Origin of the sequence: Streptosporangium sp. NPDC000563 (genome assembly GCF_040299985.1) — a bacterium.
In the GTDB taxonomy this organism is placed as follows: Bacteria; Actinomycetota; Actinomycetes; order Streptosporangiales; family Streptosporangiaceae; genus Streptosporangium.
Genome location: NZ_JBEPDA010000011.1, coordinates 19,621 through 33,391, shown reverse-complemented (window position 1 = coordinate 33,391; position 13,771 = coordinate 19,621). Strand labels below are relative to the sequence as shown.

12 protein-coding genes and 1 riboswitch are annotated in these 13,771 nt (G+C 70.8%); of the genes, 2 read left to right on the top strand and 10 right to left on the bottom strand.

Annotation, left to right across the window (positions count from 1 at the left end):
- Positions 1 to 126: 126 nt before the first annotated feature.
- From ABT352_RS24030 to ABT352_RS23990, 9 genes are all read right to left on the bottom strand, one after another.
- A complete protein-coding gene (locus ABT352_RS24030; protein ID WP_350947152.1) occupies positions 127 to 909 on the bottom strand; it encodes a tetratricopeptide repeat protein in 783 nt (260 codons plus the stop codon).
- A 135-nt stretch (positions 910 to 1,044) separates the two neighbouring features.
- Entirely contained in the window at positions 1,045 to 3,900 is a 2,856-nt protein-coding gene (gene gcvP, locus ABT352_RS24025; protein WP_350947151.1) for an aminomethyl-transferring glycine dehydrogenase, read from the bottom strand.
- Positions 3,901 to 4,079: 179 nt separating this feature from the next.
- Positions 4,080 to 4,172, bottom strand: a riboswitch (glycine riboswitch).
- A 15-nt stretch (positions 4,173 to 4,187) separates the two neighbouring features.
- Positions 4,188 to 4,808: a MerR family transcriptional regulator gene (locus tag ABT352_RS24020; RefSeq protein WP_350947150.1), complete on the bottom strand. Its 621-nt coding sequence runs from the start codon at positions 4,806 to 4,808 to the stop codon at positions 4,188 to 4,190.
- Positions 4,809 to 4,952: 144 nt separating this feature from the next.
- Positions 4,953 to 5,423 carry a bifunctional nuclease family protein gene (locus tag ABT352_RS24015; protein WP_326639501.1) on the bottom strand — a complete coding sequence of 157 codons (471 nt, stop codon included), beginning with the start codon at positions 5,421 to 5,423 and terminating at the stop codon, positions 4,953 to 4,955.
- 79 nt (positions 5,424 to 5,502) lie between these two features.
- Positions 5,503 to 6,153: a transcriptional regulator FtsR gene (ftsR, locus tag ABT352_RS24010; protein WP_386205217.1), complete on the bottom strand. Its 651-nt coding sequence runs from the start codon at positions 6,151 to 6,153 to the stop codon at positions 5,503 to 5,505.
- A 26-nt stretch (positions 6,154 to 6,179) separates the two neighbouring features.
- Positions 6,180 to 6,692: a double zinc ribbon and FHA domain-containing protein gene (locus ABT352_RS24005; RefSeq protein ID WP_350947148.1), complete on the bottom strand. Its 513-nt coding sequence runs from the start codon at positions 6,690 to 6,692 to the stop codon at positions 6,180 to 6,182.
- A 384-nt stretch (positions 6,693 to 7,076) separates the two neighbouring features.
- Positions 7,077 to 9,578, bottom strand: coding sequence for a sugar phosphate nucleotidyltransferase (locus tag ABT352_RS24000; protein WP_350947147.1), 2,502 nt, complete (start codon positions 9,576 to 9,578; stop codon positions 7,077 to 7,079).
- A gap of 3 nt (positions 9,579 to 9,581) precedes the next feature.
- A complete protein-coding gene (clsA, locus tag ABT352_RS23995) occupies positions 9,582 to 10,178 on the bottom strand; it encodes a cardiolipin synthase ClsA (RefSeq protein ID WP_350947146.1) in 597 nt (198 codons plus the stop codon).
- An 80-nt stretch (positions 10,179 to 10,258) separates the two neighbouring features.
- The gene (locus ABT352_RS23990) at positions 10,259 to 10,678 is read right to left on the bottom strand and encodes a hypothetical protein (RefSeq protein ID WP_350947145.1); all 420 of its coding nucleotides are present in this window, start codon (positions 10,676 to 10,678) and stop codon (positions 10,259 to 10,261) included.
- 139 nt (positions 10,679 to 10,817) lie between these two features.
- Between ABT352_RS23990 and ABT352_RS23985 the strand changes: the two genes are divergently transcribed.
- On the top strand, positions 10,818 to 11,423 hold the full coding sequence (locus ABT352_RS23985; protein WP_350947144.1) for a class I SAM-dependent methyltransferase: 606 nt from the start codon (positions 10,818 to 10,820) through the stop codon (positions 11,421 to 11,423).
- Between the two features lie 75 nt (positions 11,424 to 11,498).
- On the top strand, positions 11,499 to 12,680 hold the full coding sequence (locus ABT352_RS23980) for an acyl-CoA dehydrogenase family protein (protein ID WP_350947143.1): 1,182 nt from the start codon (positions 11,499 to 11,501) through the stop codon (positions 12,678 to 12,680).
- Between the two features lie 46 nt (positions 12,681 to 12,726).
- Here ABT352_RS23980 and ABT352_RS23975 read toward each other — a convergent pair whose 3' ends face one another.
- Positions 12,727 to 13,641 (bottom strand): alpha/beta hydrolase, encoded by a 915-nt coding sequence (locus ABT352_RS23975; RefSeq protein WP_350947142.1) that lies wholly within the window; start codon positions 13,639 to 13,641, stop codon positions 12,727 to 12,729.
- Positions 13,642 to 13,771: the final 130 nt, after the last annotated feature.

Below are 13,771 nucleotides of genomic sequence, written 5' to 3'. Positions count from 1 at the left end.
TGTGGTCCCCTGTGGATCCGCCACTCCCGGACAGTGTCCGGCCCGGCCCCATCGGCCCGGCGTCCGCCCGACGTCCGCCCACAGGGCGACCGCCGCTCCGCGCACGGCCCCCGAAGTCGCCGGACCTCAGAGATCCCGGTCGAGGCGCAGGCGGACCTCACCGGCGAGGTCCTCGTCGGCGCTGTCCAGACCGTAGCGCCACACCCGCTCGGCGTCCTCGTCGCGCCCCCTGAGCGGGAGGGTGCGCGCCAGGAGCTCGATGGCCAGCGCACCGGTCTCCACGTCTCCGCCCTCCTCGATCGCGCCGGAGAACTCGGCGCAGGCCATCTCCAGATGAGCGATGCCGAGCATCACCCTCAGTCTCGGCACCTCGGCCGCCTCCGGCACCGAGAGCGCCTCCAGGAGCACCTGCGCGGCCTCGGCCAGCTCGCCCTCCTCAAGGAACACCTCCGCCAGCCGCTGAGCGGCCCGAGGAGCGATCTCCGGGTCACGGGTGGCGAGCGCCTCGCGAAGCGACCGCTCGGCCTCCTCCTCGCCCGTGGCGAGCCGCGCGAGGGCCATGTGCGCCAGCGGGACATAGGCGGGATGGCCGACACCCAGCGCGGCCTGCCAGGCGGCGCGGGCCTGCTCCGCCAGGTCCTCCCTTTCGAAGCTCCCCGCGAGCAGGCAGGCGGCCTGGGCGGCGAACTCCGGGTGCCCGGTCGCCAGCGCGGTGCGCGCGGCCGCGCGGGAGCCCGGCACGTCTCCGCTCTCCTCGAGCACCACCGCGAGCCCCACCGCCGCCTGGGCCCTGTCGGGTTCGTCGGGATCGGCGACCAGCTCAGCGAAGATCGTGGCGGCGCCGTCGAGATCGCCCGACTCGGCCAGTCTTCGCGCGGCGTCCAAGGGACGGGTGTCCACCTCAGGCATGCATGATCCTTCCGGATACGGAGACGCCCCGAGCCTAACGACTCGGGGCCTCGTCCGTCCCCCCGCATTCCCGGCGGATATCACGGTTCGCGTGGGTTTCCCGGCTCTCGCGCGATGTCCACGAGGCCGGCGGGATCAGTCCTCGTACGCCTCCAGGGGAGGGCAGGAGCAGACCAGGTTGCGGTCGCCGTAGGCCTGGTCGATACGGCGGACCGGCGACCAGTACTTGCCCTCGCGCACCGACGGCAGCGGGTAGGCCGCCTCGGTGCGGCTGTAGGGGTGGGCCCACTCGTCGACGACGAGGCTGTCGGCCGTGTGCGGGGCGTTGCGCAGCGGGTTGTCGGTCCTGTCGTACGCGCCGGAGGCGACCTTCGCGATCTCCTCGCGGATCGAGATCATCGCCTCGCAGAACCGGTCGAGTTCGGCCAGGTCCTCGCTCTCGGTCGGCTCGATCATCAGCGTTCCCGCCACGGGGAAGGACATGGTCGGGGCGTGGAAGCCGTAGTCGATGAGGCGCTTGGCCACGTCGTCGACCGTCACCCCGGTCTCCTTGGTGATCTGGCGCAGGTCGACGATGCACTCGTGGGCGACGAGGCCGCCGCGGCCGGTGTAGAGGACCGGGTAGTGGGGGCTGAGCCTGCGGGCCAGGTAGTTGGCCGACAGGATGGCCTGCTCGGTCGCCGCCTTCAGGCCGTCGGCGCCCATCATCCGGATGTAGGCCCAGGAGATGGGCAGGATGCCCGCCGAGCCGTACGGCGCGGCCGAGACCGGGCCGACCGCCGTACCCTCACGCAGCGGATGGCCGGGCAGATAGTCGGCCAGGTGGGCGCGGACCGCGACCGGGCCGACGCCGGGGCCACCGCCGCCGTGCGGGATGCAGAAGGTCTTGTGCAGGTTGAGGTGGGAGACGTCCGCCCCGAACTCCCCCGGCCTGGCCAGGCCGACCAGCGCGTTGAGGTTGGCGCCGTCGACGTAGACCTGCCCGCCGGCCTCGTGCACCAGCTCGCAGATCCGGACGATCGTCTCCTCGTACACGCCGTGCGTGGACGGGTAGGTCACCATGATCGCGGCAAGCTGCTCGCGGTGCTTGTCGATCTTCGCGACGAGGTCGTCGAGGTCGACGTTGCCCTTGTCGTCGCAGGCGACCACGGCCACGCGCATGCCGGCCATGACGGCGCTCGCGGCGTTGGTGCCGTGCGCGGACGAGGGGATCAGGCAGACGTCGCGGCCCGACTCTCCGCGCGCGGTGTGGTAGGCGCGGATCGCCAGCAGCCCGGCGAACTCCCCCTGCGAGCCGGCGTTCGGCTGAAGCGACACGGCGTCGTAGCCGGTGACCTCGGCGAGCCAGCGCTCCAGCTCCCCGATCAGCTCGATGTGGCCCGCGGCCTGGTCCTCGGGCGCGTAGGGGTGCAGCCCGGCGAACTCCGGCCAGGTGATCGGCTCCATCTCGGTGGTCGCGTTGAGCTTCATGGTGCAGGAGCCCAGCGGGATCATCGACCGGTCGAGCGCGATGTCCTTGTCCTGGAGCCTTCGCAGGTAGCGCAGCATGGCCGTCTCGGAACGGTGGCTGTGGAAGACCGGGTGGGTCAGGTAGTCGCTGACCCGCGCCAGCGCGGCGGGCAGCGCGTCGTGGGCGGCGGCGTCGAGGTCGGCCAGCACGGCGCCGCTGATCTCGAAGGCGGCCAGGACCTGCTCCAGGTGGAGCGGCTCGGTCTTCTCGTCGCAGGTGACGCCCACGTGGTCGGCGTCGACCAGGCGCAGGTTGACGCCGTTCTCGCGTGCCGTGGCGACGATCTCCTCGGCGCGGCCGGGCACCCTGGCGAGCACGGTGTCGAAGAAGGTGTCGTGCACGACCTCGACACCGCCCTGGCGCAGGCCCTCGGCGAGCACGACGGCGTGCCTGTGGGTGCGCCGTCCGATCCTGCGCAGGCCCTCGGGGCCGTGGTAGACGGCGTACATGCCGGCGATCACGGCGAGCAGCACCTGCGCGGTGCAGATGTTGCTGGTGGCCTTCTCGCGGCGGATGTGCTGCTCACGGGTCTGGAGGGCGAGCCGGTACGCGGGGCGTTTGTCGGCGTCCTGGGAGACGCCCACCAGGCGGCCCGGCAGCTGGCGCTGGAGACCGTCGCGGACCGCCATGTAGGCGGCGTGGGGGCCGCCGAAGCCGAGGGGGACGCCGAAGCGTTGCGAGGACCCGACGGCGATGTCGGCGCCGAGCTCGCCCGGCGCGGCCAGCAGGGTGAGGGCGAGCAGGTCGGCGGCGGCGACCACCTGGGCGCCGCGCGCGTGGGCGGCGTCGGCGACGGCGCGGAAGTCGCGGATCCTGCCGCTGGCGCCGGGATACTGCACGAGCACCCCGAAGCACTCGGGAAGCTCGGCGGTGAAGTCGCTCTCGACCAGCTCGATGCCGAGCGGCTCGGCGCGGGTGCGCAGCACCGCCTTGGTCTGCGGCAGCGCGTCGGCGTCGACCACGAACACCTTCGAGGGGCCGCGGCCGGCGCGGCGGGCCAGGGTCATCGCCTCGGCGGCGGCGGTGGCCTCGTCGAGCAGGGAGGCACCGGCGACGTCGAGGGCGGTCAGGTCGGAGACGACGGTCTGGAAGTTGATCAGGGCCTCCAGACGGCCCTGGGAGATCTCCGGCTGGTAGGGCGTGTACGCGGTGTACCAGCCGGGGTTCTCCAGGAGGTTGCGGCGGATGACGCCCGGAGTGATCGTGTCGTGGTAGCCCAGGCCGATCATCGAGGTGAGCACGGTGTTGCGCCCGGCGAGGACTCGAAGCTCCGCGAGGGCCTCGGACTCCCCGGCCGCCGGGGGCAGGCTCAGCCGCCCCGCGGAGCGGATCGCCTCGGGCACGGCCACCGCGACCAGGTCGGCCACGGAGGCGAATCCGACCGCCTCCAGCATGCGGGTCTGGCCGGCGTCGTCCGGCCCTATGTGGCGGGTGGAGAACGGCAGGGAGCCGAGTTCGCTGAGCGATGACAGGTCGGTCATTGTGAAGCCTCCCGGGACGGGGTGGAGACCGGCGCTGGGCGCGGGCGTATGCCTGGTCTCCCCCTCTGTCATCACGACCGTCTCACGCGTCGTGACCTGAGAGCTTCACCTACCCGTGACGGGAGGCTTGCACCGTCGGTGAGTCGCGCCTGGCCGGCGCGCCTGCTTTCCAGAGTTGCCTCGTCCGTGCGGTACCGGGTGCCTGAGAGATTCCGGGGAGGTTGCTCCTTCGGCGCCCCGCTCGCTGTCGGGGTCTCTCCCGCACAGGGTCAGCAGCGAGTCCGAGTTTACCCGGTTCGTCGTGCTCTGCGACGGCGGGCCAGCTCATCGGCCTGATGATCGCCTAAAGGGCCCTCGCTCGACTCCGCACGTTCGCCGGGCAGATCCGCGAGGGAGCCCTCCACCTCCTGCCACACCCGTCCCAGTGCTATGCCGAAGACTCCCTGGCCGCCCTGGAGGAGGTCGATCACCTCGTCGGGCGAGGTGCACTCGTAGACGCTCACCCCGTCGCTCATCAGGGTGATCCCGGCCAGGTCGTTGACGCCCCGGTCGCGCAGGTGCTGCACGGCGATGCGGATCTGCTGGAGGGAGACGCCGGTGTCGAGGAGCCGTTTGACGACCTTGAGCACCAGGATGTCGCGAAAGCCGTAAAGGCGCTGGGAGCCGGATCCGTGGGCGGCTCTCACGGTGGGCTCGACGAGGCCGGTGCGCGCCCAGTAGTCGAGTTGCCGGTAGGTGATGCCGGCCGCGGAACAGGCCGTCGGGCCCCGGTAGCCGATGTCGGCGGGCACCTTCACCGGTTGCCCGTCGAACAGCAGACCCTCTTCACCCGCGCGCTGACGTGCCGACTGGCGCCGTTTCGGGTCATCCTGATCGGCGTTTCTACCCTCGCCGCTGCTGACCGCCACGCGGACCTCCGGCTTTCTCTCATCCCACGGCCTGATCTGGGGGTTTACGCACGGCCGCAGGGTTCACATGCACCGTAGGACTGGGGCCAAGTCCAGTCAACGACCCCACTCGGCGCGTCGTGAAGCGTAAATGCACCGAAATTCCTACCCCGCGCGGCCGAAGTCCTCGGGCGTGATCGTGTCAAGGAACTCCCTGAACTTCTCCACCTCGTCCTCCTGGTCGTCGGGGATGATCACCCCCGCCTCCCGGACCACGTCCTCACTCGCGAAGATACGTGCGCCGGTGCGAAGTGCCAAGGCGATCGAGTCCGAGGGACGCGCGCTCACCTCCACCCCGTTGGAGAACACGAGATCGGCGAAGAAGATGCCGTCGCGCAGGGCGACGATGTTGACCGTGCTCAGCCGGACTCCGAGCCCTTCGAGCACGTCACGGAACAGGTCATGAGTGAGCGGCCGGGGTGGTGGTTCCTCGGCCTGGGCCATGGCGATCGCCGTGGCTTCCGTCATGCCGATCCAGATAGGCAGGTAACGCTCCCCATGCGTCTCTTTCAACAAGACGATCGGCTGGTTGGAGGGCATTTCAACTCGAACGCCCACGACCTCCATCTGCAACACGGGCTGCTCCGTCTTCGCTGGATTCCGACCGGTTTGTTCAACGTAACACTCGTGGGGGTACGAGTGCCTGGTCAGGCTCTCACCGACCCAGAGCCCCACGCACGCCGGAACGCAGCAGCGAGGCGTGCAATTCCAGCAGCAGGCCGGAAATCTCCCTCGCCGTCTCGTCGGCCTGGTCGATCGCGCCCGGCCCGCGACGGCGCAGCAGCGGGGCGACGGCCTGCTCCACCAGGCCCGCCTCGCGCTCGGCCGCGGCCTTGACCGCCCTCAGGTGGCGGGCGCGCAGGCCGAAGGCGGCGAGGGCTCCGACGCTGCGGGCCACGGCCAGCGCCTCGGCGTCGTAGTAGCGGGCCACCGCGGCCAGCAGGCCGTAGTCCTCAAGCTCGGCGAGGGTCTCCTCGTCGAGCTCGGCGGCGGCGATCAGCTCCTCGCGGGTGAGCCTGAGCTCGGGAGGCGCCTCGTCGGGGACGGCGCGCGGCCGGGCGGCCGGGCGCTCCTCGCGATCGGCCGCCTCCAGATGATCCTTGATCACTCGCAGCGGCAGGTAGCGGTCACGCTGCTCGCTGAGGATGTAACGGAGCCGCTCGACGTCGGCGTAGCTGAACTTGCGGTAACCGGAGGGACTGCGCTCCGGCTCGATCAACCCCTCGCCCTCCAGGAAACGAATCTTGGAGATGCTGACGTCGGGGAACTCGCCCTGCAGGAGGGCGAGCACCTCCCCGATGCTCATGTGCGCACGAGCGGCCTGCGAGCTCATCATCCTCCAGCGGCACCGCGGGTGAGGAAGACGAGGCGGAACTTGCCGATCTGCACCTCGTCCCCGCCGTACAGCGGGACCTCCTCGATGCGCTCGCGGTTCACGTACGTACCGTTGAGGCTGCCGACGTCACGGACGGTGAAGACCCCGCCGCCGCGCCGGTAGAACTCCACATGACGGCGCGAGACCGTGATGTCGTCGAGGAAGATGTCGCTCTCCGGATGGCGGCCCACGGTGGTGAGATCGCTGTCGAGCAGGAACCGGCTGCCGGCGTTGGGGCCGCGCATCGCGACCAGCAACGCGGTGCCCGGGGGCAACTGCTCGACGGCCTGCCGTTCGGCGAGAAGCGTCTCACCTGTCTCCGCCTCATATGCCTCGATCCCGGAGAGGGAGATCGTCGATGTGCTGTCTCCGGCGGTCTCGGCTTTGGTAAGCGGCGACCCGCATCGTGAACAGAAACGGGCATCCTCAGGGTTGGCATGACCGCACTGCGTGCAGTAGACGCTCGGCATCGATCGGCTCGGCCTCCTACCGCGAAGACGCGGCAACGGTGCTCAGTGATGCGCGCCTCGCTTCTTCGCTTCTCAAGTGTTTTCTCGGACTGCGAATGCCGCAACATACAGTGATGAGGCGCGAAGGTCAAGGTTGACGCTGAACCGCGGGTACGGTCGGTGACAAAGTTACAGTGGGGCACTGTCTCCGGTCCATGGCGCCGCGCTGTGTTTTGTCGCGACCCCTCGCCCCGAGCGCTCATCCTCCTCCCTGCCCGCCCGGCTTTCCCGCTCCGCTCGGCTCACGGTCCTCGCTCACGACCTGCTCCTCTCCCCCGGTGCCCGGCTGGGCCCACCTGCGCCCGTCTGTGCCCGTCTGTGCCCGTCTGTGCCCGGCTGTGCCCTTCAGCCGCCCGCGGCGTCCTCGACCACCCGCGCCCAGTGCTCGATCAGGGTCTGCGCGGAGTCGACGTCGAAGCCCTCGGCCCACAGGTGGGTGACCGCCTCCGTCGGGTCGGGCAGCACCAGGGCCCAGCTGCCGTCCTCGGCGACGACCCGGACCCCGTCGGTGGTGTCGATGCGGTAGTGCTCGGCGGCCTCGATGACCGAGCGCATCACCGCGCCCTTGGCGGCCCACGGGGTCGGCACGGTCCGGCGCAGCAGCTTGGCCTCGGGGATCCTGGCGTCGATCTGGCTGAGCGAGAGCCTGGTCCTGGCGACCAGGCCCAGCAGGCGCAGGAACACCGCCAGGCCGTCCACCGTGGGCCCGAACTCGGGCACGATGAAACCGCCGCGCCCGTCGGCCGCGAAGATCGTCTCCGGCCCTCTGGCCGCGGTGGTCAGCGCGTCGATCGCGGTGGAGGTCCACTCGGCCTGCACGCCGTGGAACCTGCAGACCTGCTCCGCCACCCGGGTGGTGGTGACCGGCAGCGCCACCCTGCCGCCGCGCCGCTCGGCGGCGACCAGGTCGAGCACGACCAGCAGGGCGCGCTCCTCGCTGATCAGCTGGCCCATCTCGTCCACCAGCGCGACCCGCTCCCCCACCGGGTCGAAGCGCACCCCGAAGGCCGCCCTGGAGGAGCTGACGAGCTCTGAGAGGCGCTGCAGATCACGGCGGCGCTCGGCGAGGGTCTCGGTGGGCGAGGCGTCGTCCAGCCGGTTGTTGACGGTCAGCACGTCCACCCCGACCCGGCCCAGCAGGCTGGGCAGCACCAGCGAGGAGGTGCCTCCCGCGCAGTCGACCACGACCTTCATGTCGACGTCGCGCACCCCGCTGATGTCGACCAGGCGCAGCAGCTCGTGCGTGTAGTCCTCCACCGCCCTGGCCGGAAAGCTCAGCTCGGCGATCTCTCCGGGGAAGGCGCGGCGGAACTCCTGCCGGGAGAAGACCCGGTCCAGCTTGCGCTGGGCCGCCGGGGACAGGTCCGCGCCGTGCTCGTCCATGAAGACGATGTCGACGCTCTGCGGGTCGCCGGGGGTGGTGCGCAGCGCGATGCCGCCGACGGCGTTCTCCCTGGCGGTGTGGAAGCGGGCCACCGGGAGCGGGGACGCCTCCAGGTCGAGCACGTTGATCGCGCTCGCGTTCAGGGCGCTGATCACCGCCCGCTTCAGTGCCCGCGCGGCACGGGAGGAGTCGCGGGAGGTGATGACCGAGGCGCCCTTCTTCAGGGTGGTGGCGTACGCGCTGGCCAGCCGTACGCACAACTCGGGGGTGATCTCAACGTTCACCAGCCCCGACACCCCCCGGGGGCCGAACAGGTTGCGCTGGGCGCGCGGCTCCCAGATGACGCTGTTGTTGATCACCGCCCCGGCCTCGATGGTCTTGAACGGGTAGATCTTGACGCCGGAGGAGATGTACGCCTCGGCCTCGATGATGCACTCGTCTCCGACGACGGCGCCCTCCTCGACCCTGGCCGCGGTCATCAGGTCGGTGTTCTTGCCGATCACGCAACCGCGCAGGTGGGCGCTGGGCCCGACGTAGACGTTGTCGTGGACGACCGCGCGGTGCAGGAAGGCTCCCTCCCTGACCACCGCGTTGCTGCCGAGCACGGTGTACTCGCGCAGCTCGGCCCCCGCCTCGACCTTGGCGTAGTCGCCGATGTAGAGGGGGCCCTTGAGGACGGCGTCGGCGTCGACCGAGGCCCCCTCGGCCACCCAGACGCCCGGCGAGACCTCGAAGGCGTCGATGTCGACCTTGACCCGCCCCGACAGGACGTCGGCCTGGGCCTTGAGGTAGCTCTCGTGGGTGCCCACGTCCTCCCAGTAGCCGTCGGCCACGTAGCCGTACAGCGGGGCGCCGCGCTCCAGCAGCCTGGGGAACACGTCGCCCGACCAGTCGACGGACTCCCCGGCCGCGATCTCGTCGAGGACCTCGGGCTCCATCACGTAGATGCCGGTGTTGGCGGTGTCGGAGAAGACCTGGCCCCAGGTCGGCTTCTCCAGGAAGCGCTCCACCCTGCCCTGGTCGTCGACGATGACGATGCCGAACTCCAGCGGGTTGGGGACGCGCTTGAGCCCGATCGTGACCATCGCGCCGTTCTCGCGGTGGAAGCGGATCATGTCACTCAGGTCGATGTCGGTCAGCGCGTCGCCGGAGATGACCAGGAAGCGGTCGTCACGGAGCCGGTCGGCGGCGTTCTTGACGCTGCCCGCGGTGCCGAGCGGCGTGTCCTCGGTGGCGTAGTGCAGGCTCATGCCGAGCTCGTCGCCGTCGCCGAAGTAGTTTCTGACCAGAGCCGCCAGGAACTGCACGGTGACCACCGTCTCGGTGAAACCGTGCCGTTTCAGCAGGCGGAGCACATGCTCCATGATCGGCCGATTGATCACGGGCAGGAGAGGCTTGGGCTGGTTCGCGGTCATCGGCCGGAGCCGTGTCCCTTCCCCGCCCGCCATGACGACGGCCTTCACAGATCACCTCTTAAGGCGTTTGGCCTCGCTGGTCAGCTGACGCACCTGTACCCAATACAGCACTCCGGACCACCAGTACAGACCTGTGCCCCAGATGGCGAGGGACCAGCCGACGATCCCCGCCGCCTCGGCGTACCAGGAGGGGTGATGGGCCAGGAAGAGCAGGGGGAAGGCGTAGAGCAGGTTCGCGGTGGCGGCCTTGCCGAGGAAGTGCACGGGCAGTGCCGGACCGTATCCGAGACGGCGCAGGATGAGCGGGATGCCCAGCAGCATCACGTCGCGCAGCGGGATGGCGAGCGCCAGCCACCAGGGGATGATCTCGCGCATGGCGAGGCCGAACAGGGTGGCCAGGATGTAGAGCCGGTCGGCCAGCGGGTCGAGCAGGCGGCCGAGCCTGCTGGTCTGGTTCCAGGCACGGGCGATCTTGCCGTCGAGCCAGTCGGAGAATCCGGCCAGCATGAGCAGGGCGACGGCCCAGCCGTCGGCCTTCGGCCCCAGCACGAGCCAGAGGAAGACCGGCACCCCCAGGAGCCTGGCCAGGCTCAGCGCGTTGGGAACCGTCCAAATTCGATCTTCAGCCCCCGATTCTTCCGGACCCACCGGCTGAACTCCCTCCCCGCACCTGATGGTGACACTACTGTGTCCGGCGCCACCGAGGGGATGCGGGGAGGGCGCACGTCTCAGGACCGGCGCTCGGCGGCGCGGGGCGACCACGCCCAGATGAGCACCGCCACGGTCAGTCCGAACAGGGCGAGACCGCTGGGCACGTGGGTGCCGAGCGCGTCCCAGCTGAAGTGCTGGCCCATGCCGATCAGGAACAGGCCGAGACTGGCCAGCGCGGGCCAGCCCGCCCCCCGTCCCGGACGCCAGACCAGCACGGCCGCGACGATCTGCAGCAGGGCGATCAGGTGCACCACCATCCCGGCCATGACGTGGGTCTCGCCGAGTTCTCCCCCGCCCTGTACGGCCTGGCCCGCGAACGAGGCGGCGACGACGAGTCCGGCGGCCTGGGCGACGACGAGGACGCGGACGCCGTACAGCAGGCCCGTGGATACCTGACGGCCCCGCGTCGGATCGGGCTGGGTGACGACCTCCTGCATGAGATGTGTCCTTCCTCAGATGAAAGATGAAAAGCGAGTGGTTCGAAGCACATCGTGACCGCGGAGGCACGGCCGGGTCGTCAGCCTGGGGAATGACCTACGGATCCACCGCCTGGCGGATTCCCCTACGCTTCAGACCATGACCAATGACACCGCGCTCTTTCTGGGACAGTGGCTCCGCTCGCCGGGCACCGTCGGAGCGGTGGCGCCGAGCTCGCGGCGGCTCGCCGAGGCGGTGGCCTCGCCCGTTCCCCTCCGGGGAGATCCGGTGATCGTCGAGCTCGGTCCCGGCACCGGCGCGTTCACGGCGGAGATCCAGCGCCGGCTGGGCGGCCGGGGACACCACATGGCCGTCGAGATCAACCCGAGGCTGGCCGAGTTCCTCGCCGCGGGAAACCCCGGGGTGGACGTCGTGGTCGACGACGCGGCGCGGCTGCCGCAGCTGCTCCAGGAGCGCGGCCTGTCCAAGGCCGACGCGATCGTGAGCGGGCTGCCGTGGGCCGCCTTCTCCGCGGACACACAGGCCCGCCTGCTGGAGGCGGTCACCGCGATCATGGGCCCGCACACGGCCTTCACCACCTTCGCGTACAGCTTCGCCAAGCGCCTTCCCCCCGCGCGGCGCTTCAGGAAGCGTCTCGCCGACACCTTCGAGGAGGTCGTCGTGGGCCGGACGGTGTGGGGGAACGTGCCGCCGGCCTTCGTCTACCACGCGCGCAGGCCGCGCCTTCCCGCCTCGGAATCCTGAGCCAGCGGAGCCGACGGAGCCGCAGACTCACACTTCCGCGGCAGTCCCCCGCCGAGAACGATGGAGTTGATCATCGTGGACTTCACCCTCCCCGAGAGCGCCCTCGCCGTGCAGCGCGGCATCGGCGACATCTGCGCCCGCTACGACCTGGACTACTGGCAGCGGTGCGAGAGCGAGAAGCGCTGGCCGGAGGAGGTCTGGCAGGATCTGGCGAAGGGCGGTTGGCTCGGCCTGGCCGTGCCCGAGGAGTACGGCGGCGGCGGGCAGGGCCTGCTGGAGCTGGCCGTGGCCACCGAGACCCTGTCGGCCTCCGGCTCGGCGGGCGGCTCGGCGTTCACCTACGTGCTCACCCCGGGGTTCGGCGCCATGACCCTCGCCAGGCACGGCAGCGGCCGGCAGCGTGAGGAGCTGCTGCCCAGGCTGGCCACCGGCGAGCTGGAGACCTGCTTCGCCCTGACCGAGCCCGACGCCGGGTCCAACGCCCTTGGCATCTCCACCTTCGCCCGCCGCGACGGTGCGGAGTTCGTCGTCCAGGGCCAGAAGATCTGGATCACCGGGGTGCAGCGGGCGACCTGGATGCTCCTCGTGACCCGGACCATCCCGGCCGCCGAGGCCAGTCCTCGCTCCAACGGCCTGACCGTCCTGCTGGTGAACGTCCCCGAGGCGGTCGCCGCCGGGCAGCTGTCCTTCCGGCCGATCCCGAAGATGGGCGCGAACACCACCCCGTCCAACATGGTCTTCATCGACGATCTGCGGGTCCCCGAGAGAAACGTCGTCGGCGAGGTCGACCAGGGCGCGCTGGTGCTGTGGGACATCCTCAACCCCGAGCGCGTCCTGCTGGCCGCCTCCGCCCTCGGCGGCGCCGAGGTGGCGCTGGGGGTGGCCGTGCGGTACGCCAGGGAGCGCGAGGTCTTCGGCCGCCCGATCGGCGCCAACCAGGCCATCGCCTTCCCCCTCGCCCAGGTCAAGGCCAAGATCGAGCTGGCCAGGCTGATGCTCTACAAGGCCGCGTGGCTGTTCGACAGGCAGCTGCCCTGCGGCACCGAGGCCAACATCGCCAAACTGACCGCCTCACAGGCCGCGTGGGAGGCGGCCGACCACGCCTTCCAGACGCACGGCGGCATGGCCTACTCGCTGGAGTATCCGGTGGCCCGCCTGCTGGCCGACGCCCGCATCGGCAGGGTGGCCCCCGTCACCGAGGAGCTCCTGCTCAACTATCTGGCCACCCAGGTGCTCGGGCTGCCCAGGAGTTTCTGACCGGGTCGCGGACGCTCCCACCGCATGGGGGCAGGGGCGGCGCCGCTCACCGGAATGCCTCCGCGAGACGGGCCGCGGCGTACTCGCGCGCCTCGGTCGCCTGGTCGAAGAAGCCCGGCAGGCCGAAGAAACCGTGGATGGCCCCCTCGTACCTCCTCACCTCGACCGGCACTCCGGCCTCGGCGAGCTGGGCGGCGTACTCCTCGCCCTCGTCGCAGAGCGGGTCGCACTCGGCGACGATCACCGTCGCCGGGGCCAGGCCGGACTTGTCGGCCAGCCGGGCCGGGGCGAGCCGGGGGTCGGCCGGGTCGCCTCCGTACTGCGTGACGAACCAGGCCATCTCATCGGCCCCGAGCCCGAATCCGGTGGCGTAGGTGCGGTAGCTCTCGGTGTCCATGGCCACGTCGGTCACCGGGTAGACGAGCAGCTGGTGGGCGAGCCCGAGCCCGGCGTCCCTGGCCCGCCAGGCGGCGACGGCCGCGACGTTGCCCCCGGCGCTGTCGCCGCAGACCGCGATGCGCCCGGGGTCGGCCCCGTAGGCGCCGGGACGGGCGAAGAGGTCCTGGACGACGCTCCACGCGTCGTCGGCCGCCGCGGGAAAGGGATGGTGGGGCGCGAGCCGGTAGTCGACCGAGATCACGACCGCCCCGTTGCGTACCGCGAGGTCGCGGCCGAGCGCGTCGTTGCGCTCGACGCTTCCGAAGACCCAGCCTCCGCCGTGGAAGTAGACGAGCGCGGGGAGGGGGTCGTCGCCCTCCCGGGGCCGGTAGACGCGGACCGGCACCCCCGCGGCGACGTCGTCCCTCACCATCGGCAGGGGAATGATCGGACCGCGCTGCTCGGCGAAGGCGTCGAGGGTCCGCAGCTCGGCGATCGTTTCGGGGGTGAGAGTGGAGAGAGGGGCACCGAGGTCTGTCTGGAAGAGCTTCAGGTAGGCCTCGGCCTGCGGGTGCAACGGCATGATCGGCACCCTACCCGCGTCGTCCCCGGCACGGCGGGACCCGGGCGCGGCGGCGGCGCGCGTCAGCGGCGCGTCGCATCGCCCGTTCTCGCGGGTGACGTCCGCGCGACGGCGTCGGGAACGACCGGCG